27 protein-coding genes are annotated in these 23,750 nt (G+C 58.7%); 12 read left to right on the top strand and 15 right to left on the bottom strand.

Features of this window, described 5'->3' with window-relative positions; genetic code table 11:
- Nucleotides 1–148: 148 nt before the first annotated feature.
- From ACR0LY_RS13420 to ACR0LY_RS13405, 4 genes are read right to left on the bottom strand one after another with little or no spacing between them, the layout of a single operon-like run.
- Entirely contained in the window at nucleotides 149–757 is a 609-nt protein-coding gene (locus ACR0LY_RS13420) for a pyridoxamine 5'-phosphate oxidase family protein (protein WP_170350639.1), read from the bottom strand.
- The gene (locus tag ACR0LY_RS13415; RefSeq protein ID WP_170350640.1) at nucleotides 744–1,484 is read right to left on the bottom strand and encodes a lysophospholipid acyltransferase family protein; all 741 of its coding nucleotides are present in this window, start codon (nucleotides 1,482–1,484) and stop codon (nucleotides 744–746) included. Before ACR0LY_RS13415 ends, ACR0LY_RS13420 begins: the two co-directional genes overlap by 14 nt.
- Complete coding sequence (locus ACR0LY_RS13410) at nucleotides 1,484–2,383, bottom strand: cell division protein FtsX (protein WP_170350641.1); 900 nt, start codon at nucleotides 2,381–2,383, stop codon at nucleotides 1,484–1,486. The genes ACR0LY_RS13415 and ACR0LY_RS13410 overlap by 1 nt, the downstream gene beginning before the upstream one ends.
- Nucleotides 2,380–3,057, bottom strand: coding sequence for a cell division ATP-binding protein FtsE (locus ACR0LY_RS13405; RefSeq protein WP_170350642.1), 678 nt, complete (start codon nucleotides 3,055–3,057; stop codon nucleotides 2,380–2,382). Before ACR0LY_RS13405 ends, ACR0LY_RS13410 begins: the two co-directional genes overlap by 4 nt.
- A 183-nt stretch (nucleotides 3,058–3,240) precedes the next feature.
- Here ACR0LY_RS13405 and ACR0LY_RS13400 point away from each other — a divergent pair, with 183 nt between their 5' ends.
- Nucleotides 3,241–4,041 (top strand): zinc-ribbon domain-containing protein, encoded by an 801-nt coding sequence (locus ACR0LY_RS13400; RefSeq protein WP_170350643.1) that lies wholly within the window; start codon nucleotides 3,241–3,243, stop codon nucleotides 4,039–4,041.
- A gap of 18 nt (nucleotides 4,042–4,059) precedes the next feature.
- Here the strand turns inward: ACR0LY_RS13400 and ACR0LY_RS13395 are convergent, their stop codons facing one another.
- The 5 genes from ACR0LY_RS13395 to argH form a co-directional block, all read right to left on the bottom strand.
- Nucleotides 4,060–6,597 carry a TIGR02302 family protein gene (locus tag ACR0LY_RS13395; protein ID WP_368040147.1) on the bottom strand — a complete coding sequence of 846 codons (2,538 nt, stop codon included), beginning with the start codon at nucleotides 6,595–6,597 and terminating at the stop codon, nucleotides 4,060–4,062.
- 36 nt (nucleotides 6,598–6,633) lie between these two features.
- Complete coding sequence (gene lysA / locus ACR0LY_RS13390; RefSeq protein WP_170350644.1) at nucleotides 6,634–7,899, bottom strand: diaminopimelate decarboxylase; 1,266 nt, start codon at nucleotides 7,897–7,899, stop codon at nucleotides 6,634–6,636.
- Nucleotides 7,900–7,964: 65 nt separating this feature from the next.
- On the bottom strand, nucleotides 7,965–8,114 hold the full coding sequence (locus tag ACR0LY_RS13385) for a hypothetical protein (RefSeq protein WP_170350645.1): 150 nt from the start codon (nucleotides 8,112–8,114) through the stop codon (nucleotides 7,965–7,967).
- Nucleotides 8,115–8,205: 91 nt separating this feature from the next.
- Nucleotides 8,206–8,391 carry an argininosuccinate lyase gene (locus tag ACR0LY_RS13380; protein WP_413247489.1) on the bottom strand — a complete coding sequence of 62 codons (186 nt, stop codon included), beginning with the start codon at nucleotides 8,389–8,391 and terminating at the stop codon, nucleotides 8,206–8,208.
- Nucleotides 8,388–9,776 carry an argininosuccinate lyase gene (gene argH, locus ACR0LY_RS13375; protein WP_170350646.1) on the bottom strand — a complete coding sequence of 463 codons (1,389 nt, stop codon included), beginning with the start codon at nucleotides 9,774–9,776 and terminating at the stop codon, nucleotides 8,388–8,390. Before argH ends, ACR0LY_RS13380 begins: the two co-directional genes overlap by 4 nt.
- Nucleotides 9,777–9,797: 21 nt before the next feature.
- Here argH and ACR0LY_RS13370 point away from each other — a divergent pair, with 21 nt between their 5' ends.
- The 10 genes from ACR0LY_RS13370 (at nucleotide 9,798) to yddG (ending at nucleotide 17,106) form a co-directional block, all read left to right on the top strand.
- Nucleotides 9,798–10,364 carry a TlpA disulfide reductase family protein gene (locus ACR0LY_RS13370; protein ID WP_170350648.1) on the top strand — a complete coding sequence of 189 codons (567 nt, stop codon included), beginning with the start codon at nucleotides 9,798–9,800 and terminating at the stop codon, nucleotides 10,362–10,364.
- A gap of 64 nt (nucleotides 10,365–10,428) precedes the next feature.
- Nucleotides 10,429–10,791 (top strand): hypothetical protein, encoded by a 363-nt coding sequence (locus ACR0LY_RS13365; protein WP_170350649.1) that lies wholly within the window; start codon nucleotides 10,429–10,431, stop codon nucleotides 10,789–10,791.
- 89 nt (nucleotides 10,792–10,880) lie between these two features.
- Nucleotides 10,881–11,210: a hypothetical protein gene (locus ACR0LY_RS13360; protein ID WP_170350651.1), complete on the top strand. Its 330-nt coding sequence runs from the start codon at nucleotides 10,881–10,883 to the stop codon at nucleotides 11,208–11,210.
- A 60-nt stretch (nucleotides 11,211–11,270) separates the two neighbouring features.
- Nucleotides 11,271–11,657, top strand: a complete 387-nt coding sequence (locus ACR0LY_RS13355) for a hypothetical protein (protein ID WP_170350652.1) — start codon at nucleotides 11,271–11,273, stop codon at nucleotides 11,655–11,657.
- Nucleotides 11,654–12,625: a sterol desaturase family protein gene (locus ACR0LY_RS13350; protein WP_170350654.1), complete on the top strand. Its 972-nt coding sequence runs from the start codon at nucleotides 11,654–11,656 to the stop codon at nucleotides 12,623–12,625. Before ACR0LY_RS13355 ends, ACR0LY_RS13350 begins: the two co-directional genes overlap by 4 nt.
- 93 nt (nucleotides 12,626–12,718) lie before the next feature.
- Nucleotides 12,719–12,907 carry a hypothetical protein gene (locus ACR0LY_RS13345; RefSeq protein WP_170350656.1) on the top strand — a complete coding sequence of 63 codons (189 nt, stop codon included), beginning with the start codon at nucleotides 12,719–12,721 and terminating at the stop codon, nucleotides 12,905–12,907.
- 92 nt (nucleotides 12,908–12,999) lie between these two features.
- Nucleotides 13,000–13,833 (top strand): EAL domain-containing protein, encoded by an 834-nt coding sequence (locus ACR0LY_RS13340; protein WP_170350657.1) that lies wholly within the window; start codon nucleotides 13,000–13,002, stop codon nucleotides 13,831–13,833.
- 183 nt (nucleotides 13,834–14,016) lie between these two features.
- Nucleotides 14,017–15,192, top strand: a complete 1,176-nt coding sequence (locus ACR0LY_RS13335; RefSeq protein ID WP_170350658.1) for an acetyl-CoA C-acetyltransferase — start codon at nucleotides 14,017–14,019, stop codon at nucleotides 15,190–15,192.
- Nucleotides 15,193–15,379: 187 nt separating this feature from the next.
- A complete protein-coding gene (gene phbB / locus ACR0LY_RS13330) occupies nucleotides 15,380–16,102 on the top strand; it encodes an acetoacetyl-CoA reductase (protein ID WP_170350661.1) in 723 nt (240 codons plus the stop codon).
- A gap of 137 nt (nucleotides 16,103–16,239) precedes the next feature.
- Complete coding sequence (gene yddG, locus ACR0LY_RS13325) at nucleotides 16,240–17,106, top strand: aromatic amino acid exporter YddG (protein ID WP_170350662.1); 867 nt, start codon at nucleotides 16,240–16,242, stop codon at nucleotides 17,104–17,106.
- Here yddG and ACR0LY_RS13320 read toward each other — a convergent pair.
- From ACR0LY_RS13320 to ACR0LY_RS13310, 3 genes are all read right to left on the bottom strand, one after another.
- Nucleotides 17,103–17,267, bottom strand: coding sequence for a YdcH family protein (locus ACR0LY_RS13320; protein ID WP_170350663.1), 165 nt, complete (start codon nucleotides 17,265–17,267; stop codon nucleotides 17,103–17,105). The genes yddG and ACR0LY_RS13320 overlap by 4 nt on opposite strands.
- A gap of 121 nt (nucleotides 17,268–17,388) precedes the next feature.
- On the bottom strand, nucleotides 17,389–18,162 hold the full coding sequence (locus tag ACR0LY_RS13315; RefSeq protein WP_170350664.1) for a tRNA1(Val) (adenine(37)-N6)-methyltransferase: 774 nt from the start codon (nucleotides 18,160–18,162) through the stop codon (nucleotides 17,389–17,391).
- Entirely contained in the window at nucleotides 18,159–18,374 is a 216-nt protein-coding gene (locus tag ACR0LY_RS13310) for a putative signal transducing protein (RefSeq protein WP_170350666.1), read from the bottom strand. Before ACR0LY_RS13310 ends, ACR0LY_RS13315 begins: the two co-directional genes overlap by 4 nt.
- Nucleotides 18,375–18,430: 56 nt before the next feature.
- Between ACR0LY_RS13310 and ACR0LY_RS13305 the strand changes: the two genes are divergently transcribed.
- The gene (locus tag ACR0LY_RS13305) at nucleotides 18,431–19,429 is read left to right on the top strand and encodes a polyprenyl synthetase family protein (RefSeq protein ID WP_170350668.1); all 999 of its coding nucleotides are present in this window, start codon (nucleotides 18,431–18,433) and stop codon (nucleotides 19,427–19,429) included.
- On the opposite strand, the gene ACR0LY_RS13300 is transcribed toward ACR0LY_RS13305, so the two are convergent.
- The 3 genes from ACR0LY_RS13300 to ACR0LY_RS13290 form a co-directional block, all read right to left on the bottom strand.
- On the bottom strand, nucleotides 19,422–20,243 hold the full coding sequence (locus tag ACR0LY_RS13300; protein ID WP_170350670.1) for a 4-(cytidine 5'-diphospho)-2-C-methyl-D-erythritol kinase: 822 nt from the start codon (nucleotides 20,241–20,243) through the stop codon (nucleotides 19,422–19,424). The genes ACR0LY_RS13305 and ACR0LY_RS13300 overlap by 8 nt on opposite strands.
- On the bottom strand, nucleotides 20,233–21,909 hold the full coding sequence (locus ACR0LY_RS13295) for a tetratricopeptide repeat protein (protein WP_170350766.1): 1,677 nt from the start codon (nucleotides 21,907–21,909) through the stop codon (nucleotides 20,233–20,235). Before ACR0LY_RS13295 ends, ACR0LY_RS13300 begins: the two co-directional genes overlap by 11 nt.
- Nucleotides 21,910–22,040: 131 nt before the next feature.
- Complete coding sequence (locus ACR0LY_RS13290) at nucleotides 22,041–23,687, bottom strand: electron transfer flavoprotein-ubiquinone oxidoreductase (protein WP_170350672.1); 1,647 nt, start codon at nucleotides 23,685–23,687, stop codon at nucleotides 22,041–22,043.
- Between the last annotated feature and the right edge of the window lie 63 nt (nucleotides 23,688–23,750).

Here is a 23,750-nt window from a genome sequence, read left to right as displayed (position 1 = left end):
ACAGCACTGACTCAACCGGAGTTAGCGAGGCTCTCGCCTCGCGCTCCGAGATATTTTTGGCAAGATGAAAAGGCGGATTCCTCGTTCATCTGGCCATTAAATACCTCGGAGGAGTTGCGGCTTACCGCAGCGGGGGCAGAGCCCCCATTTACCACATCGTTTTTGCAGCGCGTGCGCCCCATTCTGAATCGTAGCGTTCACCGCCCTCCTCACCCTGACTTGCCTCGGCCAAAATCTCACCAATACTGGGCAACTCGACGGAACTGTCACCCGAGGTCCAAATTTCAGCGCGCATCAAGGCACGGGCGCATTGCGTGTAGATCTCGGTGATTTCGATAACGATGACCGTGGCTGGCTGTTTGCCGTGTTTCTCAAACCGGGCGCGCAGGTCTGCATCCGCAGTCAGTCGGGCCGTTCCATTTACACGCACCACGTTGTTGGAGCCCGATACCATAAACATCAAGGCCACACGCGGATCACGCACAATATTGCGCAGTGAATCCAATCGATTATTGCCGCGCCAGTCCGGAAGGGCCAGCGTATTTGGATTAAGCTCTAACACCGCCGGGCCATCATCTCCGCGGGGGCTGCCATCCACACCTTCGGGACCCACGGTACTGAGGATACAAAGCCGCGAGCTCATGATCCATTTGCGATAAAGTGGTGTCAGGCTGTGTACCACTTTTCGAAAAGAGGCCGCGCCGGGCGGTCTGTTGTAGATCTCTTCGAGCGATTTGATGTCCTTAATGAACTCCATCCGGATCAAACCCCACTTCTTTCATCAATGCATTGGATCGCGTCTCAATCACGTCTTCCAATCGACCAAGAAACGAATTGCGCGCAACCCCCGGCTCGATCGGATCAAGAAAGTCCACAATCGCCAAACCCGGTTTGCGCAGAACACCTGTGCGCGGCCAGAAAACTCCGGCATTTGTCGCCACCGGGACACAGGGAAATCCCAACCCCTCATACAGAACCGCTGTGCCCACTTTGTAAGGTTTCTGCACCCCTGGCGCAACGCGTGTGCCCTGCGGGTAGATCACCAATTGACCGGGCTCAGTGAATTCTTTGGCGACGTCTTTGACCATCTTGGCAACGGCCGCGCCTTTTTTACCGCGATCGACTGGGATACAGCCGAGACGCCGCGCATACATGCCAATGACAGGGGTCCACAGCAGCTCTTTCTTCATTATGAATTTGCCGTGGGGGATGGCGTCGAAAATTATGATGATGTCGAGAAAGGACTGGTGCTTGGCGCCAATCACCACCTCGTCCACCGGCACTGTGCCGCGTACTTCGGATCGAATGCCAACCATCCAGCGCGCCAGCCACAGGGTTGTGCGGGCATAGGTCTTACACGCCCGCAACGCACCACGCTTGTTGAACAGGGCAAAGGGGGCAAACACGATGCCCAGGATCAGCATCCAGACATAGATCACGATCATGAAGATCAAAGAGCGTACCCATTGAAACGCTGTGGCCATCACGAAAGCTCCTTCAATTTGCGGCTGGCGGCGGTCCACGTGGCCAGGAAGGCAACAGTTGCGCCCAATACAGGGATCAGTGCAGGCAGCAACCAGCCTGCCCCCTGAAAGCCCAGACCGGTCAAAAACCCGCCCTCGTCCGAGGCTTCGGGCAGCAAAAGCACCCCGGTCATACCCAGCAATACCCCGACAACCGCGCCAAAGAATGCCCGGTAGGTAAAGCGCCGGACAAAGGCGCGGGCGATAAAGCGATCCCTGGCACCAACCAGACGCAGCACCTCAATGATCTGCGCGTTGGCCGCAAGCGAGGCATTAGCCGCAAGCGTAATCATGGCTGCGGTCGCGCCACCGATCAGCAGGATCGAGACCCAACCGAGCCGGCGCAGTGACATGGCCGCATCGACCAGAGGTTCGCGCCAGCGGGTGTGGTCGTCCAGCACAGCGCCCGGCACCTCGGCCCCCAACCGCAACCGCAGTCCGGTTGCATCCAGACCCGGATCGCCTTCGATGATCTCGATCAGTTGCGGAACGGGCAATGTGTCCAGCGGCAGGTCAGAACCAAACCATGGCGACAACAGCGCGGCCTGCTCCTCGGTCGTCAGCGCCCGGGCCGATGCGACGCCGGGGGTTTGGGCCAGCACGGTCAACGCAGCCTCGGTCTGGGCGGCCAGCTGGTCGGCGGGGGCATTGATCCGCAAGGTGGCCGCCCCGGCCAGTTCGGTTGCCCAACGGTCGGCCAATCGCCCGGACGCCAGCGACAGGGCCAGCGCAAACACGGCCAGAAAAGCCATCGCGCCCGATACGAACAAGGTTAGATGCGCGGTGTAACCGGTGGGGGGCACCACCCGATCGGCCCGCGCATCCCGTTTCAGCAAGTTTCGGATCATCCCCTTGCTCATAGGTCTGCCCCCGCAAGTTGGACCTGCCGTTGCGAAATACGCAGCACGCGTGCCTGCACCTGGCTTTTGGCGGCTCGGATCAGGCTTAGATCATGGGTGGCGATCAGCACGGTTTTGCCCATCTTGTTCAGCTCGACCAACAGGCGCAGCAAGCGTTGCGACATCTCCCAGTCCACATTGCCAGTGGGCTCATCTGCCAGAACAACATCGGGCGACAGGATCACCGCCCGGGCCAGCGCGGCGCGCTGACGTTCACCACCCGACAGTTCGGGCGGAAGCGCGCCCAGCCGGGTGCCAAGACCCACCCAGTTCAGCAATTCAGTCAGATCATCCCGCAACGCAGTTTCCGAACGCCCCGACACCATCAGCGGCAGCGAGACATTTTCGGCCACCGTCATATGATCCAGAAACCGGCAATCCTGATGCACAACGCCAACCCGGCGGCGCAGCAGGGCCATCTGGTCGCGATCCAGCTGGGCCACGTCCTGTTCAAACGCGCTCAACCGTCCGGACGTGGGCAGCAATGCGCCGTAGCACAGTTTAAGCAAAGTGGTCTTGCCCGCGCCCGAAGGGCCGGTCAGAAAGTGGAACGAACCCGGCTGCAGTCGCAGGGACACGTTGCTCAGCAATTCACCTCCACCATAGGTGTAGCTGACATTTTCCAGCTCGATCACAGGGGCCCCCGTTCTAATTGCTGCTCTTCTTGCCCGAGCGTGGTTGTGGTTTCAATGCCTGCACCGGGGCGAATTGGTGACATTTATGCTGCCAAACCGAAAACACCCTTTGCGGTCAGGTCTTAACGGAATAACATCCCTAAAAAAACTATTATCAGGTCGAGGTCCCGACCAGGAGGCAGCATGCGTCTTACGTGTCCGAATTGCGGTGCCCAATATGAGGTGCCAGACGAAGTCATCCCGGAAGAGGGCCGCGACGTTCAGTGTTCAAATTGCGAGAACACCTGGTTCCAGGCCAAATACCCGGACCAACCCGCGCCCGCAGCGGTCACGCCCATTTCAGAAGAGCCTGCAGCCGAGGAAGCCGCGACAGACCCGACCCCCACACCGGTGGATGAAGCGTTTGCCGCGGAACCGCAGGCGGAGCCTAGATCTGAACCTGCGATGGAACCCGAAACAACACCCGCACCAGAACCTGAAGCAGCCCCCGAGCCGGAAAAACCCGAAACAACCGGAAATATCGACCCCGCTGTTGCCGGCATCCTGCAAGAGGAAGCCGCCCGAGAGGCTGAGCTGCGTGCCCAGGAAGGCGGCAGCATAGAAACTCAGCCCGATTTGGCACTGGACACTCCTCCGGAACCTGACCCCGAACACGCCATCAAGGAACTGACGGCCACGGAAACCGCAGAAGACGCGGGCCAGAAAGATGACCTGCCCGATGTCGAAGCGATCAATTCCAGCTTGCGCAGCGACGACATCATGGGCGCAGAAGACGAGCCCGCGCCGCGTAAATCTGGCGGATTTGTGCGCGGATTTGCATTGATCCTGATTGTTGGCATCATTCTGTTGCTGGTCTATGGCAACGCCCAAAAAATCAGCGAGGCTGTGCCGCAGGCCGAACCGATCCTGACCCCATATGTGTCGCTGGTGGATCAGGCACGTCTGTGGCTCGAAGCACAGACTTCGGGGACAGCACAGAACTGACCTGATTGAAAGACGGACCTAGAACCGCTCTAACAGCCGCTTGAGGTATTCCAACTCGATCTGAGGACGATCCGATTCACCGGTGCGGCGACGGATTTCGTCCAGCAATTCGCGGGCGCGACGATAGACATCCTCGCCCTGCAACAGGCTGTCATCGGTTGAGATCGAGCCATTCGAACCCGGGTTGCGGCCCAGCGGATCACGGCTGTTGGCCTGCATATCACCTTCTTGCGATCCCTGACCCGGTTGGTTCTGCTGGTTCTGGGCCAAGGCTTCACCCAGTGACCGCATACCTTCGCGCAGGGCTTCCATCGCCTCGGACTGGTTGTCGATTGCATCAGCCAGATCATCATTACGCAGCGCATTTTCGGCCTCGTCCATAGCCCGCCCTGCGCGGCCCAGCGCATCGCGCGCGGCATCGCCCTCGGGCGTGCCCGCACCGGGTAGATTCTGTTGCTGACGACCCAATTCATCGCGCAAAGCCTGTTGGCGATCAGCCAGCGATCCTTGCCCTTGCTGGCCGTCGCCCTGTTGATCCGAGCCGCGACCACCCTGACCTTCGTGGCTTTGTCCCCGACCCTGACCGCCATTGCGGCCTTCGTTGCCCTGGCTTTCACCAGCCTGCGCGCCGGGGTTAAACTGTTCCTGCAGATCGCGAAAAGCCTGATCGCTGAGGCCTTGCTGTTCGCGCAGGGTTTCGGCCAACCCTTCCATCGCCTGCTGGCCTTCGGATTGCTGGCCCTGCCCCTGGCCCTGAGTAACGCGCATGTTTTCCATCATCCGCTGGAACTCTTCCAGCGCCTGCTGAGCCTCAGCCATGCGGCCCTGTTCCATCAGTTCCTGAATACGGTCCATCATCCGCTGCAGGTCGTCCTGCGTCATCTGCAGGGATTCGCCATTTTCGCCTTGTTGGTTTTCGTCAAACTCACCGTTTTCCTGTGCCAGACGCTGCAGTTGGCGCATGTAATCCTGCGTTGCCTCGCGCAGCTCTTGCATCAGCTCAGCGATTTCCTCATCGGTGGCGCCGTTCTTCATCGCCTCGGTCAGGCGTTCCTGTGCCCGGCGCATCCGTTCCAGCGCATCGGCCAGCGTTCCGTCTTCGATGATGATCGCCAGATCCCATAGGGCCTGGGCGATCTCTTCCTGTTGTTCCAGTGTCAGCCCGTAGTCATCGAACATTTCCAATCGCCGCAGGGTCACACGAAGACGCAGATACGCGGTGTCGGATCGAAAGAACCCTTCGGGCAGATGCGAGACCGCGCGCAAAATCTGAGACACCCGGGTCGCGTTATCCCTGGCCCACAGCAAATCACGCCGCTGTTCGATCACCGCAGCGGCCAGTGGATCAAAGAAACGCCGCGCAGGCAATGTGGTCTGATACGGATCAGAGTGGCCTTCCTGATCGGCCGCATCCCGTGCCGTCAATGTAATCTTGACCGGCAAATGCGCCCAAGGGTGCTGCGAGAAATCCTCGATCAGGTCTTCGGTAAAATCGATCCGGTCGCCGGTAATCGGCATCGGAAGTTCCACGGTGATCACTTCGCGCGGTTCAGGTACAGCGGCCAGACCATAGCTCCGGCTGACCTCAGCCAGATCCAGCGCGATCACGGCTGATCCAGAGACCACGCCATAATCGTCCACAGCAGTGAACGGCAGTTTCATGCGTCCACCAGCCTCGGTCTCGGCTTCGTCGGCGATCGCAATCTTCGGCGACGTATCCGCAATGATGTTTACGGCCCAGTTCCGCCCTGCCGGACCATCAATCGTCAACTGGCCTGAACGGGTGGCAATAAAATCCTGTTCCACCTCAGATGCGTCTTCGGCGCCCAGGGGCGATGTTGTCTCGGTCAAGCTATGGTCGCCGACTTCGCCATAAAAACGTAGGGTGATGCGGCTACCTTGCGGAACAGATAGTGTCGGGTCTGATTGATCCGCCAAGTAAAGCGTCGGCAAGCCGGTATAGCGTGGCGGCTCCACCCAGCCTTCCCAGCTGGGCCCCTGCCCAGCCGTGGCCGCGCCCGGCGTCATCTCGGCCACTGAACCAATGCGCCAGAATGATCCGAACAAAACCGCAATCAACAGCGCCAGCAAGGCAGAGTAACGCAACGCATAAGGATCGCGATCAGCCAGCCGCAAATCTGGTTTGACCGGCTCAGCCTGCGCCGCCCGTTGCGCCATACGCGTCTGATGCGCCCGCCACAGCGCGACTGAATCGGCATCCATCGCCCCAATGGCCTGATCGTCCATAAGCGCCTGAATCGGACGCCCCGGCAGTGACGCATCCACCCGCATCAGCGCTTCGGCCCGTCTGGGCAAATGGAATCGCCTGATACCCCAGACCAGCGCCACCAGCAGGCCAATCACTGCGACAACACCCACTGCCCAGACCACCTCGACCCGGACGTGATCCTGCAACCCCAGCATCAACGCAGCCAGAATCGCCATGAAAATCGAGAAAAATGGCCAGAATGCGCGCAAAACCTGCTCAGCCAGCATCCCTGCGTGCGTCAGCCACAGGGAAAGTCTTGGAATCGGCAGGTTATGTCTTGCGTTCAAGGCAGGCCTCCTGAGCGGGCCCGCACGGTCATCGTGTCAAAGCCACTCAGGTATGGTATCGCGGTTTATGATTTCGTCAAAGCTTGGCCGTTCACGAATAACTGCAAATTGATCCCCATGTACCAGAACCTCAGGGATCAGGGGGCGCGTGTTATATTCGCTGGCCATCACCGCCCCATAGGCTCCGGCGCTGCGAAAGGCCACCAGATCACCCGGCGCCAGCGGTGGCATGTTGCGTTGTTTGGCGAAGGTATCACCGGTCTCACAGACCGGACCGACAATATCATAGGGCTGTTGTTCAACGCCCGGCGCCGGTTCCTGCACGGCAACGATATCGTGATGCGCCTCGTACATGGCGGGGCGGATCAGGTCGTTCATGGCCCCGTCGAGGATCAGAAAATCGCGCCCCTCACCGGATTTCACATAAATCACCTTGCTGATCATCAAACCGGCATTGCCCGCGATCAGACGACCAGGTTCGATCTCGATCTCGCAATCCAGATGGCCCAGCGTTTTCTTGATCAACGCACCGTATTCTACGGGCAGCGGTGGTGCGTCATTGGCACGGGTATAGGGAATGCCCAAGCCTCCGCCCAGATCGAGACGGCGGATATTGTGACCTTCGGCACGCAGCTGCTCAGTCAACTCGGCGACTTTGGTATAGGCCAGCTCGAACGGCTCCAGCTCGGTCAGTTGCGAGCCGATATGGACGTCGATGCCAATCACCTCAAGCCCGGGCAGGGACGCGGCGTGGGCATAGACCTCGGACGCGCGGGCGATGGGAATACCGAACTTGTTCTCGGACTTTCCTGTAGCGATCTTGGCGTGGGTTTTGGCATCAACATCCGGGTTAACCCGCACAGTGATCGGCGCAACCACACCCAATTCCAGCGCTACAGCGTTAATCACTTCCATCTCGGGCTCGGATTCAACGTTGAACTGACGGATGCCCCCGGTCAGCGCGGTGCGGATCTCATCCACAGTTTTGCCAACGCCTGAGAACACGATTTTATCGCCTGGCACACCCGCCGCCTTGGCGCGCAGGTATTCCCCGCCCGAGACCACATCCATCCCCGCGCCCGCCTGCGCCAGCGTTTTCAGAATCGCCTGATTGCTGGCGGCTTTCATCGCGTAGCAGACAAGATGCTCGGTCCCTTCCAGCGCGTCATCGAACAGCTGGAAATGGCGCAGTAAAGTCGCGGTGGAATAGACGTAAAACGGGGTCCCGACCGCGGCAGCGATTTCGGAGATTGGGACATCCTCGGCGTAAAGCGCGCCGTCGCGGTAGAGAAAGTGATCCATGACAGCGCGCTTAGACCAAAACCGCCCGGCGGATCAATGGATTCCGCACATCCGGCGCTATTCGGTCAGTTGGTGACAGAAACGCCAACCCGACCATAGCCCGAAATCGAAACGCCAGAGCTGCCGGAATTCGCCTCGGGTTCGGGGCGGGAGTTGTGCGAAGGCTCGCAGGCCGCAAGTACGGCAATAGTCAGGATCAGGCCGAAAATCTTCATGATGTCATCTTAGCTCAGGAAATTCGGCACCAGGCCGATCATACGTGCGAACATGGGCGCCGCGTGGGCAAAATGCAATTACCTCAGAGGATTAAACCCCAAGAAAAACACCCAATCCACCGCGCCGAAAGCCAACACCACCACCAACATAGGTGCCGCTGCTTCCGACGCCTACATTGGCGCTCATCGTGGGTTGGATCGGCTCGCCATCTGCGCCACAGGCGGCCAGGGCAAACCCAGCCGCAATCAGCAGGACAACACGGAGAATTTGCATCATACCAACGCCTTCCATCGCTTGATCTGGGCCCGCACCTGATCCGGTGCAGTGCCGCCATAAGACTGGCGCGAGTTTACCGAATTTTGGACGGTAAGGACAGAATAGACGTCACCGGTGATACCTGCGTGGACCGATTGCATGTCCTCCAGCGTCAGGTCAGGCAAGTCGCAGCCTTTGCTTTCGGCCATGGCCACCAGCGATCCGGTCACATGGTGGGCGTCGCGGAACGGCAGGCCCAATACACGAACCAGCCAATCGGCAAGGTCGGTTGCGGTCGAGAACCCCGAGCCCGCTGCCGCCGCAAGGCTCTCGCGGTTGGCAGTCATGTCCTTAACCATACCTTCCATCGCAGCCAGTGCCAGCATCCAATTGTCGGCGGCATCAAAGACCTGCTCCTTGTCTTCTTGCATGTCCTTGGAATAGGCCAGCGGCAGGCCCTTCATCACCATCATCAATGCGGTATTTGCACCGTAAATGCGGCCCACTTTGGCGCGGATTAACTCTGCAGCATCCGGATTCTTCTTCTGCGGCATGATCGACGAACCAGTTGAAAACCGATCAGACAGGGTGACAAATCGGAACTGGGCCGAAGACCAAATCACCAGCTCTTCAGCAAAGCGCGACAGGTGCATGGCGCAGATCGAGGCGGTCGACAGGAACTCAAGCGCGAAATCGCGGTCGCTGACTGCGTCCAGCGAGTTGGCGGCAGGCCGGTCAAAGCCCAGCGCCTCGGCCGTCATCTGGCGATCGATGGGAAAAGACGTCCCAGCCAAAGCCGCCGCCCCCAAGGGGGATTCGTTCATCCGGGCTCGCGCATCGCGGACGCGGCTCAGGTCACGGCCAAACATCTCGACATAGGCCATCATGTGGTGGCCCCACGTCACCGGCTGTGCGGTTTGCAGATGGGTAAAGCCTGGCATGACCCAATCGGCCCCGGCCTCGGCCTGCGCCAAAAGCGCGCGGATCAGGGCCAGCAGGCCGCTCTCTGCCGCGTCCAGTTGATCACGCACCCAAAGTTTGAAATCGGTCGCAACCTGGTCATTCCGGCTGCGGCCCGTGTGCAAACGACCTGCAGGCTCGCCAATAAACTCTTTCAGACGCGCTTCGACATTCATGTGGATGTCTTCCAGCGCGGTCGAGAACTGAAATTCCCCGTTCTGAATTTCTGACAAAACGGTGAGCAGCCCTTCCCGAATTGCCTGCGCATCACTATCAGTTATTACGCCTGTGGCAGCCAACATGGCGGCATGGGCGCGCGAGCCTGCGATGTCCTGGGCTGCCATCCGCTGATCGAACCCGATCGAGGCATTGATTGCCTCCATGATCGCGTCTGGACCGGCGGCAAAGCGGCCGCCCCACATCTGGTTCGAAGATTGATCGGTCATGTAAGAAAACCCGGAGTTGATATGCGCCTATTTCGTCTGATCCCCCTTTATATGGCCCTTGCGCTGGGTGCAAACGCCGCTTTGGCAACAGATGCCGAAACGCTTGGCCCGCTGCGCGATGGAACACTGAAACGCCTGATCCTGCACAAAGAACCCAAGCCCGCAAAAGCAATCGAATTCCAGCTGGAAGATGAGGGCGGAGTTGGAACGCTTGAGGACTATGCCGGCAAGTATGTTCTGGTAAACTTCTGGGCCACGTGGTGTGCGCCTTGCCGCAAAGAGATGCCGCAGATTGCCGAGCTGCAAGAAGAGTTCGGCGGTGACAAGTTTGAGGTTCTTACACTTGCCACCGGGCGCAACTCACCCGCCGGGATCAAGAAGTTCTTCGAGGAAAACGGCATTAATAACCTGCCGCGCCATCAGGACCCCGGTTCAGCCGCCGCGCGCGAGTTTGGCGTTGTTGCGTTGCCAATCACCGTTATTCTGGATCCTGAGGGTCAGGAAATTGCCCGGTTAATCGGCGATGCGGAATGGAATTCAGAAAGTGCCAAGGCGATTATCGCGACGCTTGTCGGCGCTGAAAGCTAAGTAAACACATAAGAAAATTGCGAATCGTGTTATTCTCCCAACTATTAGTTTGGGGGGAATAGCTGTGAATTCTATTGCCATCTTGGCCGCGGCAGCCAGTGTCCTGTGCATTTCGGCGGCTGCCGCAGACGCCAAAGACATCAAAAAGAAGCAGCAATTCATGGATGCTGTCATCGGCAAGAAACTTGTGCGCAATAGGTACTGGTTCATCGTCGCGGCAGACGGCACGATTTACGGGGATACCGCCCAAAAAGGTAAAATCAAAGGTGCCTGGGTCTGGAACAAAAGGTACTACTGCCGAAATCTCTTTATCGGGACCACGCAACTTCCTGTGGATTGTCAGAAAGTCGCAATCGACGGAGACCAAGTAGTTTTTACGCGTAAGAAGGGAAAAGGTAAGGCCGTGCCTATGACCATTTCCGACTAGGCAGAAAACACTGCATTCATATGTGCTAGAATAGAAATGGTCTTTTTGGGCCGGATTTTCTAATTGCTACCAGTGAAAAGGAGGCAACAATGAAACCAGTGGTTCTGTTGATCGGTCGCTTGCCGAATGTCATCGGCGACGTGGCGCGGCGTCTGGATCACATGCCTATCCAATGGCTGGGCGCGCATGATCAGGATGAGGTCCGGCGGCAACTGGATGCCGAACCCCGGATCGTCTGTGCGGTCATGGGCGCGGGCTTGGATGACAAGATCCGCGGCGAGATGGTCGGCATCATCGCAGCACGCAGGCCAGACATCTGCATACACCTGAAAGACAGGGCCTCGGGGCCTGATGGGCTGGTGCCCTTTGTCGAACGCGTGGTGCAGCACGAAGTCCTAGACACGTTCGAAGCTGGCTGACGTAACGCTACCTTTGACAGCGTCATAGCCGCTCTGCAATCTGTCGGGCGGGAGGAAAGAATGCCGCTTGAAATACTTCTGGTTCTGGTGGTCGGAGGCATTGTCGGCATCACCGTTCTGCTGCACCTGTCAGGGCGGTCACGCGTGCGCGAACTGACCCCCCAGACCGCGCGTTCGGAATGGCTGCGCCATGCGCCGGACGACGTAATTATTGATATAACAATCGCACATGACAAGCGGTCCGCCCTGATCCGAACCGAGACCGGCAATGGGCTATTGTGGTCCTTTGGTGCCGATACGGTGGCACGCCACCTTCTGGATTTCGACTGGATCGACCACCCCGAGGGTTTCGAAATTCAATTTCATGACTTCGGCACGCCCAAAGCCCTGATCCGCCTTGACGATTTCGAACGCCCCCACTGGCAAAACCTGATGGACCCCGCATGACCGACCAAGTGAGCTTTCCCGACGCCGTGCAATGGGCGGTGCCGTTCTTCATCGCCGCCATTCTAGCCGAGTTCCTGTGGATCGCTTTCAAAGGCAGGGGCGGACGGTATGAGACGCGCGATGCCGTCACCTCGCTGATCATGGGGGCGGGAAATATCGCCTCGGGGTTGCTGCTTGGGTTCATCGCATATGGCTTTTTCATGTGGCTGTGGCAGATCACGCCGCTGAACCTGGGCACCTCGATTCCGGTGATCATCCTGTGCTTTGTGCTGGATGATTTACGCTATTACTGGGTGCATCGGTTCGGTCACCGCATCCGCTGGGTCTGGGCCAGTCACGTGAACCACCACAGTTCTCAACACTACAATCTGACCACGGCGCTGCGGCAGACATGGACCTATACGTTTACCTTCATGATGGTGGTACGTGCGCCGCTGATCCTGCTGGGCTTCCACCCGGCGATGGTGCTGTTCTGCGGCGGTTTGAACCTGATCTATCAGTTCTGGATTCACACCGAGGCGATTGGGAAAATGCCCCGCTGGTTCGAGGCGGTGATGAACACCCCTAGCCACCACCGCGCCCATCATGGACGGAACGCGCGTTATCTGGATTGCAACTATGCTGGGGTTTTCATCATCTGGGACAAATTGTTTGGCACGTTTGTGCCCGAACAAAAGGACGACCGCGTCGATTACGGGCTGGTCCACAATATCGGCACGTTCAACCCGCTGCGCGTGGCCTTTCACGAATGGGTCAGTATCTGGCGCGACGCAACCCAGCCGGGGCTGACGTTGCGCGAACGTCTGGCCTATTGCTTTGCTCCACCGGGTTACAGCCATGATGGCAGCCGCGAAAGCTCGGAACAGATCAAAGCCCGGCATCTGGCGCGCCATCCCGAAGATCGCGGAACGCCCGGTTTTGAACAACTTGAGGCCCAGACGCCCAATCCACAGGCAAAACAGGCCTAAATCCGCCTGTTCGACTCTCTGCTTTCTTGAAAACGGGATTTCACATTCCATATTCAGCGGATGTGACCCGTAGCCAGTAACCCGGAGGCCGCCATGACCCGTTTGATGACAGTATCGACCACACTTGGTTTGATCGGTCTGGCTTTGGCCATGTTGACGGCACTGACGGGTGGCCCCTCAACCATCGTTGCATTGGGCTTTGTCATGCTTGCACTGGGCTTCATGGGAGCCGTGGTCGGCGCCGCCGCTGTACTAGGACGGGTTTGGGAATCCGCGCGCTGACACCTGGCAAAATCGCTCCTCTTAACCGCAAATTCATACCTTTGCCTTGAAATAAGGCCCTGACCGGTGACGTTAAGGGGCTTGGCAAGGACATGCGGGACAGGAAACAGGCAGATGCGCCCGAGGGTGCCGAAAGCCCGCTGAACGCAGCCGTCGCATCCCGTGACGAATCCTCGGTTCAGATGGCGACCGAAGCGGTAAAGCACAAACAATGCAAACTGGCCTTTCAGCCGGTCATGCAGGCGCATCAACCATTCGGTGTAGCGTTCTACGAAGGGTTCATTCGGGTGCTGGACGAAACCGGGCGGGTTATTCCTGCACGGGATTTCATGCCGCAATTGGAAAACACCCCGATCGGGCGGGATCTGGATTGTGTCGCATTGGAAATGGGATTGAGGACACTGATCAATAACCCCGAAATCCGCCTGTCCATCAACATGTCCGCACGTTCGATCGGCTATGCGCGGTATTCTCGGGTTTTAGATCGGTTTCTCAAGAAAGACGCCAATTTGGGCGAACGGCTGATTCTGGAAATTTCGGAAAGTTCGGCCATGACTGTGCCCGAGTTGGTGATCGATTTCATGGACCGGCTGCAACCGCGCGGCGTTGCGTTTGCGCTGGACGATTTCGGTGCCAGCAATTTCAGTTTCCGCCACTTTCGCGAGTTTTTGTTTGATGCCGCCAAGATCGACGGTCAGTTCGTCCGCGGAGTTTCCGAAAACCCGGACAATCAAGCGTTGGTCCGGGCACTGGTCGCTGTGGCCCGGGAATTTGAAATTCTAGTAACCGCCGAATCGGTCGAAACCAGGGGCGATGCCGAATTCCTTGTGGCCAATGGCGTGGATTGCTTGCAGGGGTTTTTGTTCGGCGCACCCACTGTGTCGGGCCCTTGGAAAGACAAAAAACTCAAGAAAACCGGTAGTTAAAGATTTAGAATCCATTTCCAATTTACCTGAGACAAGCTGACCGTTGCTGCAATTGCAGCGTTACGCTATTCCATGAGCAGTTGGAGCGGGGGATCATGAGGCGCTCTGGATCTTAGAGGCCGGACCTCTGCGATCTGCGTCATCACGGTTCCCACTGGACCTTGATGGTAAAGGATTGTCTATATGACTAACGTAGTAATCGCATCTGCAGCCCGTACCGGTGTCGGCAGTTTTGGCGGCTCGTTTGCAAACACACCCGCACATGATCTGGGCACTGCCGTACTCGAAGCAGTTGTAGAACGTGCCGGAGTTGACAAGGGTGAAGTCAGCGAAACCATCATGGGTCAGGTACTGACGGCTGCACAGGGCCAGAACCCGGCGCGTCAGGCCCATATCAATGCGGGTCTGCCGCAAGAAAGCGCGGCTTGGGGCATCAACCAGGTGTGTGGCTCGGGTCTGCGCGCGGTTGCGTTGGGCGCACAGCACATCCAGCTGGGCGATGCCGAAATCGTGGCCGCCGGTGGTCAGGAAAATATGACCCTTTCGCCCCATGCCGCCGCGCTGCGCGCCGGTCACAAGATGGGCGACATGAAATATATCGACACGATGATCCGCGATGGTCTGTGGGATGCCTTCAACGGCTATCACATGGGTCAAACCGCTGAAAACGTTGCTGAAAAATGGCAGATCAGCCGTGACATGCAGGACGAATTCGCCGTTGCCTCGCAGAACAAGGCCGAAGCGGCGCAAAAGGCTGGTAAATTCGCCGACGAAATCACGCCCTTCACCATCAAGACCCGCAAGGGCGACATCGTTATGGACAAGGATGAATACATCCGCCACGGCGCAACCATGGAAGCCATGGGCAAGCTGCGCCCGGCCTTCACCAAGGATGGCTCGGTCACCGCAGCCAATGCCTCGGGCCTGAACGACGGTGCCGCCGCCACCCTGCTGATGTCAGCCGAAAACGCCGAAAAGCGCGGGATCGAGCCTCTGGCCCGCATCGCCTCTTACGCTACGGCAGGTCTGGACCCGGCGATCATGGGCGTTGGTCCGATCTATGCCTCGCGCAAAGCGCTGGAAAAAGCGGGCTGGTCGGTTGACGACCTGGATCTGGTTGAAGCCAACGAAGCCTTTGCTGCGCAGGCTTGTGCCGTGAACAAGGACATGGGTTGGGACCCATCCATCGTGAACGTCAACGGTGGCGCAATCGCCATCGGTCACCCGATCGGCGCATCGGGCTGCCGCGTTCTGAACACCCTGCTGTTCGAAATGAAGCGCCGCGACGCGAAAAAGGGTCTGGCGACCCTTTGCATCGGCGGCGGCATGGGTGTCGCCCTGTGTGTGGAGCGCGACTAAGTGCTTTGACAACTAAATGGAAAAGGGCGTCTACTGGGCGCCCTTTTTTGTTACATTCCGGCCCTATCCCTTAGATGCGACAATATCGCCGAACAGAAAGATCAAAACGAAGACGAAACGATATTGCGCAGCAATCTCTCTCAGAGTAACAGAATTACCAAGTCAGACTTAATTGGAGGATTCCTCAATGGCACGTACAGCACTCGTCACCGGCGGTTCCCGCGGCATCGGCGCATCAATTTCCAAGGCGCTCAAGGCCGAAGGCTACAATGTTGCAGCCACCTATGCCGGCAATGACGAAGCCGCCGCAAAATTCACCGAGGAAACCGGCATCGCCACCTACAAGTGGAACGTGGCCGACTATGATGAATCAAAAGCGGGCATTGAAAAGGTCGAAGCCGAAGTTGGCCCAATCGACATCGTGGTCGCCAATGCAGGCATCACCCGCGATGCCCCGTTCCACAAAATGACCCCTGAGCAGTGGCATCAGGTGATCGACACCAACCTGACCGGCGTTTTCAACACCGTCCACCCGGTATGGTCCGGCATGCGCGAGCGCAAGTTTGGCCGTGTGATCGTCATCAGTTCGATCAATGGTCAGAAAGGCCAGTTCGCGCAGGTGAACTATGCCGCGACCAAAGCGGGTGATCTCGGTATTGTGAAATCCCTCGCGCAAGAAGGGGCCCGTGCTGGTATCACCGCGAACGCCATCTGCCCCGGCTACATCGCAACCGAGATGGTGATGGCGGTTCCCGAGAAGGTTCGTGAATCCATCATCGGTCAAATCCCGGCTGGTCGACTGGGCGAGCCCGAGGAAATCGCGCGCTGCGTGGCGTTCCTGGCGTCGGACGATTCTCAGTTCATCAATGGCTCGACAATTTCGGCCAACGGTGCGCAATTCTTCGTCTGATCTGCAGACCCACGAACAATTCAGGCCGGTCCTTTTGGATCGGCCTTTTTCGTTCTGAAAACAACAGTTAAAGAATTGCACGTCTTCCCGGTGGCTGTATCCTTTCAAAGCAGATCGGTGAAAAAGGTCACGGCCCTATGACAAAAACTCAGGCAACAGCGATTGGGTTTGTGGCTGTGCTGCTGTGGTCTTTACTGGCGCTGTTCACAGTCGGCTCGACCCCAACCCCACCGCTTTTGCTGAACGCCATCTGTTTTTCTATCGGCGGCACGCTGGGCCTGATCTGGACATGGACCAACGGCGGTTTGCCCCAGTTACGGGCGGTGCCCTGGACAACGTATCTGTTCGGTGCAGCGGGCCTGTTCGGCTATCACGCCTTGTATTTTTCGGCCCTGCGCATGGCTCCAGCAGCTGAGGCTGGGTTGATCGCCTATCTCTGGCCCCTGCTGATCGTGCTGTTTTCCGGGCTATTGCCGGGCGAGCATCTGCGTATCGGTCATCTGTTTGGGGCCTGTCTGGGCTTTGCCGGAGCTGCGATCATCATCGCAGGAGGCGGTAGCGCAGGGGTTCAGACCGCTCATCTACCGGGGTATGGGCTGGCGCTGCTGTGCGCGCTGACATGGTCGGGATATTCGGTCCTGTCGCGCCGTTTGGGGGACACTCCGACCAGTTCGGTTGCCGTTTTCTGCATCGCGGCGGCGATTGCCTCGGGCGCGCTGCATCTGGCCGTTGAAGAAACCATCTGGCCCGACAACGCCTTTGGCTGGGCTTCGGTCGTGGCACTGGGTCTGGGGCCGGTGGGTCTAGCGTTTTATGTGTGGGATATCGGGGTAAAGCAGGGTGACATACAAATCCTCGGTACTGCCTCTTACGCGGCACCGCTGTTGTCTACGCTGGCTTTGGTTGGGGCCGGGATCGCCGCCCCGTCCTGGGGTCTGGCGATCGCGGCCGTGTTGATCACTGGCGGCGCGGCCATTGCCGCGCGGGCGAGCTTGCGTCGCTAGGCTGACAGGCGCTCGATCTCTTCTTTTAGCTTAAGCTTCTGCTTTTTGAGTTGTGCAATATGGAGATCGTCGATGCCAGGCGAGCGTTGGGCTTGTTCAACTTCAAGACCGAGTGTTTCGTGCTTTTTCTTCAGTTCGGTCAGGTGTGCGCTCACGCTCATGGCGATACTCCTCTGTTGGTGTCTGAGTTTCACGTAAGAAGTTGATCACATCGTTTCCACCCTGTCACGCTGCATACGCACAGATTCTGTAATAAATCCGACAAATTCGGCTGGTTACTGCCTATTGGCCGGACAACCCCGGCAGGGCGGCCGCATCGCGCAGCACCGCCGAAACCTGCGGTGTGTAGCTTTCACCGTCTTTTTCGTGGCGCGCGCCTGCATGCAAAATCAACGGCGCATGCAACCGAAACGCGGCCTTTCCGCCCTTTTTGGCGCGTAAAATCACTAATTCGGCAGCCCGACCCGCGCGTGCCGCCAAAGGCAACACCTCAACTGAGCCCAGGCGCCCCGTGCAGCCCGCAAGCATATCTGGCAAACGGTCGGCCTTTTGGATCATGTGCAAATAGCCGCGCGGTGCGAGACGTTTGGCCGCAGTGTCGAACCAAACACCCAGTGGTGTGCCCTCACCCAGCGCGATTGCCCGTCCGTCATCCGCAGCGGCACTGTGCGCTCCGGCGCGGTAATAGGGCGGGTTGGCGATGACATGGTCAAACTGGCGCTGTTTCAGATCGGCAGGCAGGGCGGCAAGATCGGCCTCGACCACCTCGAACGACGCGGCGTTCTCGGCTGCGTTGCGACGGGCCAGCGCGGCATAGCTGGCCTGCAATTCCACCCCGACCCCTTGCAATCCCGGCACACGCGCCAGAAGGCACAGGATCGCGGCGCCTGCCCCGCAGCCCAGTTCCAGCACGGTGTGACCACGTGTCGCCGGAACCGAGGCAGCCAGCAAAACCGGGTCCACGCCCGCACGATATCCCGAACGCGGTTGCCACAGGCGCACACGGCCGTTCAAAAAATCGTTACATGTCAGATCATTATCCGGCAAATGGCTCATCGACCCAGCGGAATCTCATTATCGCGCATCACCCGTTCAGCCCGCGTCAGGTCAACAGCCCGCACCATCAGACGACGGGGGAAGATTCCGATGCCGCCTTCGAGGATGCTCATATTTACGTCCATCTGAAAGCAGTCTATATCCTCACCCTCAAGAAGGGCCGAAGCAAAGGCCAGGATCGTCGGATCGGTGCTGCGCAAAAGTTCTTTCATAGGGATGGATGTAAGGGCAAGGTAAGTCGAAAGTCGAGCCTTGTATCAGGAGTGTGATGGAAATCGACGCGATCACAAAACCGCATGAGCGGCTGGCTGACCTTCTGACCAGCGAAATGGCTGCGGTGAATGAGCTGATCCGCACGCGCATGACCTCTGATCACGCGCCGCGCATCCCCGAAGTGACAGCACATCTGGTTGAGGCCGGTGGCAAACGTCTGCGTCCGATGCTGACCCTGGCGGCCGCACGTCTGTTCGGTTACGCGGGCGACCACCATGTGCGGCTGGCCGCGACGGTTGAGTTCATCCACACGGCGACCCTACTGCATGACGATGTGGTGGACGAAAGCGCCCAGCGGCGTGGCCGCCCAACGGCGAACCTGCTGTGGGACAACAAATCCAGCGTTCTGGTGGGCGATTACCTGTTCTCCCGCAGTTTCCAGTTGATGGTTGAGACCGGGTCACTGCGTGTCCTGGATATTCTGGCCAATGCCTCGGCCACCATTGCCGAAGGTGAAGTGCTACAGATGACTGCGGCCACCGATCTGGGCACGGATGAGGCGATTTACCTGCAGGTTGTACGCGGCAAGACTGCCGCCCTGTTCTCGGCCGCGACCGAGGTTGGCGGTGTAATCGCCGGAGCGTCCGAGGAACAGGTCAAGGCGCTGTATGACTATGGCGATGCTTTGGGTATTGCCTTCCAGATCGCTGATGATCTGCTGGATTATCAAGGTGATAGCAAGGCTACCGGCAAAAATGTCGGCGACGATTTCCGCGAACGCAAGTTGACCCTGCCGGTGATCAAGGCCGTGGCGCAAGCCACCCCTGATGAACATGCCTTTTGGGAGCGCACGATTGGCCGGGGTCGTCAGGAAGAGGGTGACCTGGACCACGCGCTGAGCCTGATGGGAAAATACGGCACGCTCGACGCCACCCGGTCAGATGCGTTCGACTGGGCCGCCAAGGCCAAGGATGCGCTGACGCCCCTGCCCGATCATGAGATTCGCACGCTGCTGCGTGATCTGGCCGATTACGTGGTTTCGCGCCTCAATTAAGCTGCACCGCACGGCACCACCAATCGGGATGGGCCGCGCCGATCTCGTACGCCGCGAAATGCGCGTCTTTCATTGTGGGATAGAGCGCGAAACAGGTCGAACCTGACCCCGACATGCGGGCCAACAGCGCCCGCGTAGTCAATCGCAGTGAATCTAGCGCAAACTCAATTTCGCGGGCGATGCCCATTGCGGGGATTTCCAGATCATTCCGCTGGTCACGCAACCATTCGGCGCAGGCCCCGGCATTCTCGAATTCCGGGATATCAATCGGCATGGGCAGGTTGTCCCGCCGGGCCAATGCCTCGAACACCGAAGATGTGGGCACCGGAATACCCGGGTTGACCAGAACTGCGGGCAAATTCGGAAGGGACACGGACGTTAGCCTATCGCCAATTCCCTGCATTCGTGTCGCTTGGGCGGCCATGCAAACAGGTACATCAGCACCCAGAGAAACAGGCAGGTCCTCTGGTATGTTGACCCCCTGACCAGACAACGCCCAAAGGGTCGCGGCGGCGTCAGACGAACCGCCGCCAATCCCGCCACCATGCGGCAGCACCTTGTTCAGATCGATATGGCCCGTCCACCCGGCAGCTTGGGCCGCTTTCCAGACCAGATTGCGACTGTCCGCAGGCACGCCTGCCGCGTGTTCTCCGGTGACTGAGATCGACAATTCAGGGCCTGGTGTAAACTGCAACCTGTCGCCCACATCAGCAAATACGACCAGCGAATCCAACAGGTGATATCCATCAACCCGCTGGCCGGTCACATGCAGAGTCAGGTTGATCTTGGCGGGCGCGAAGGCCTTAGTTGCCATTGGCGACCTTCAACGGTTCCGCCCCTTCTTCGGCCAGAACCTCGTCGAGGCCAATCTCCAGCTTGCGACGGATACGGTCGGGATCAGCCTCGGCATCCGTGTCTTCAGGATCAATGAAGGACAGGGCGCGTTTCCACTGGAACTCAGCCTCGCGCGCGCGGCCCACAGCCCAATAAACATCACCCAGATGATCGTTCACCACTGGATCAACCGCCATCAGCTCGACCGCGCGCTCCATATGTTCGACCGCCTCATCATAGCGGCCCAGACGAAACAGGACCCAGCCCAGACTGTCGACGATATAACCGCTGTCGGGGCGCGCCGCGACGGCGCGTTCGATCATGTTCAGCGCCTCGTCCAGTTTTTCGCGCCGTTCGACCAGGGAATATCCCAAATAGTTCAGCACCTGCGGCTGATCTGGGTTCAACTCTAGCGCGCGGCGGAAATCGGCCTCGGCCTGATCCCATTGCTTGAGCCGTTCGTGCGAGATGCCGCGGGCATAGTGCAAAAACCAGTTCCCACCCTCGGTCAGTTCGATGGCACGATCATAAGACGCGACAGCGCTGGCGTATTCTTCTTGCTGGCGTTGCAGATCGGCCAGAGCTACATGAACGCTGGGCAGGTTTGGGTTCTGGCTGGCCAGGGTCTGCAACACCTCGGCAGCAGCATCCTTTTTGTCCGACCGGCTAAGCACCTCGGCCCGGCCTAGTTCAGCCGCGTGATAATCACTGCTGCTGGCGGGTACTTGACGATAGGCTTCCACGGCCAGATCATATTGCTCCAGCACGTCCAGCAATTCGGCACTCAGCAAGATCGCATCCACATGTCCGGGACGCAGGAACGCAGCCGTGCGCACATAAAGCAGGACATAGTTCTGCGCCGCCTCATTGCTCAGCGCTGCGCCAACGGAAAAGAAAACCTCGGCCATGCCATCTTGCGCCGATCGAACATGGGTGAACGGCAGGGTATCACCATCGGACAGGCGCGCCACATAACCTTCGATCGACGGGTCGCTGCCGGCCGCAAATACCTCACCCAGAAATTGCTGTGCCTCTTCATTGCGGTCCAGTTGCGACAAAACCTCGGCCCGGGCCAAAGCGGCCCGTCGCGAAAAGCGGGCAACCGCACCGTTATGGGCCGTGAATACTTCTTCGGCCCCTTCAAAATCGCCAACCGAGGCCAGCGCCAGCGCCTTGTGGTACAGTGCAAAGTCGCGCAAGCCATCCTGCGTTGCGACCTCGTCAAACTGCTCCATCGCGCGGGTCATGGCCCCTTGGCCAATGTATGCCCATCCCTGTACCAAACCGTCGACCAAAGGCCCCACGCCTTGCGTTTCGGGATCACGGGCCAGCAATTCATCCAGTTTGCCGTCGGCCACCAGATTGGCGGTGATCACCATCCTTGCTGCCTGACTGGGCAAACCGGCATCCTCAATCATCTGCGCAACAGGCAGCGCGCGTACCACATCGCCCAGCGCCAGCCGTGCGACAACCACGCTTTCCAACAATGCTGCATTTTCAGGATCGGCTTTCAGGGCCTGCGCATAGTATTTTTCAGCGGCTGAATAGTCGTTCTGATAGATGGCCTGACGGCCAGCCAAATACGCACCGGACCCCGAATCCGCTACAGCTGGAAGCACAATCGACGAGGTGAAGAGCGCAGCCATTGCGGCGCGACGAACCAGAGAAATCACCAAAATCCTGCCTTGCTATTCTTGTCTGCGCAATAAGCTAGGGCTTTGGCTGGCAAGAGGCAATGGCAGAGCCTTCACGACCCTGCCAGTGCCCGGTTTTTTGCTTACATATTTGGATAGTTTGGCCCGTCGCCACCCTGCGGCGTGGTCCAGGTGATGTTCTTGCTGGGGTCCTTGATGTCGCAGGTCTTGCAGTGGACGCAGTTCTGGAAGTTGATCACGAAGCGCGGACTGCCTTCATCTTCGACCATCTCATACACGCCCGCCGGGCAATAGCGCTGCGCCGGTTCGTCGTATTTGGGCAGGTTGACTTTGACCGGGATGTCCGGGTCCGCCAGTTTCAGGTGGCAGGGCTGGCTCTCCTCGTGATTGGTCATCGCAAACGAGACGTTGGTCAGGCGGTCAAACGACAGCGTGCCATCGGGTTTGGGATAATCGATAGGCTTGTGTTTGCTGGCCTCTTCGGTCGAATCCGCGTCGTTCTTGCCATGGCCCACTGTACCCAACAGCGAAAAGCCCAGCGTGTTGGTCCACATATCCAGACCGCCCAGCATCAGGCTGGCGGTCAGACCCCATTTCGACCAGATCGGCTTGACGTTTCGCACCTTTTTCAGATCGCTGCCGATGGGGCCATTGCGCACATCGGTCTCGTAGTCGGTCAGCTCATCGCCCGAGCGTTCTGCCTTGATGGCGTCAAAGGCAGCTTCGGCCGCGGCCTTGCCAGACAGCATCGCATTATGGTTGCCCTTGATGCGCGGCACGTTGACCATGCCCGCCGAACAGCCCAACAGCGCCACGCCCGGCGCTACCAGTTTCGGCATCGACTGATAGCCGCCTTCGGTGATTGCACGGGCACCGTAGGCCACGCGCTTGCCGCCCTTCAGCAGCTCGGCCACCACCGGGTGATGCTTGAAGCGCTGGAATTCCATATATGGGTACAGATGCGGGTTTTTATAGTTCAAGTGAACCACAAACCCGACATAGACCTGATTGTTTTCGAGGTGATAGATAAAGGATCCGCCGCCCGCGTTGCTGCCCAGCGGCCAGCCCATCGTGTGGGTGACGGTGCCTTCCTTGTGCTTGGCGGGGTCGATCTCCCAGATCTCTTTCATGCCGACGCCGTATTTTTGCACCTCTTTGCCAGCCTGCAGGTCGTATTTGGCGATGACCTCTTTGGACAGCGAACCGCGCACGCCTTCGGACAGGAAGACATATTTGCCGTGCAGCTCCATACCAGGTTCGGTGTTGGGGCCGTATGAGCCATCGGGTTCCAGGCCAAAGACGCCGGCCACGACGCCTTTGACTTCACCATTGTCACCATAAACCAGCTCTGAACACGCCATGCCGGGGAAGATTTCCACGCCCAGTTCCTCGGCCTGTTCGGCCATCCAGCGGCAGACATTGCCCATCGAGACGATGTAGTTGCCGTGGTTGTTCATCAGTGGCGGCATCGGGAAGTTGGGAATACGGATCTTACCCGCCTCGCCCAGCATGTAGAAATTGTCTTCGGTCACAGGCGTGTTCAACGGCGCGCCTTTTTCCTTCCAGTCGGGGATCAGCGCATCCAGACCACAAGGGTCCAAAACCGCGCCCGACAGGATATGCGCGCCCACTTCCGAGCCTTTTTCCAGAACAACGACGTTCAGGTCCGCGTCCAGCTGTTTCAGACGGATGGCTGCCGAAAGGCCCGCCGGGCCTGCGCCCACGATAACCACATCGTATTCCATCGCTTCGCGTTCAATCTCGGCCATCGCGGGCTCCTTAGCTAACTTTCCGAATTGGCGCTTTCTACATGCTGTCGGCGCAATATTGTT

The organism is Ruegeria sp. BC5, assembly GCF_056539205.1.
Note: the sequence above shows the minus strand (reverse complement) of the source record. Positions and strands in the feature narration are given on the sequence as shown.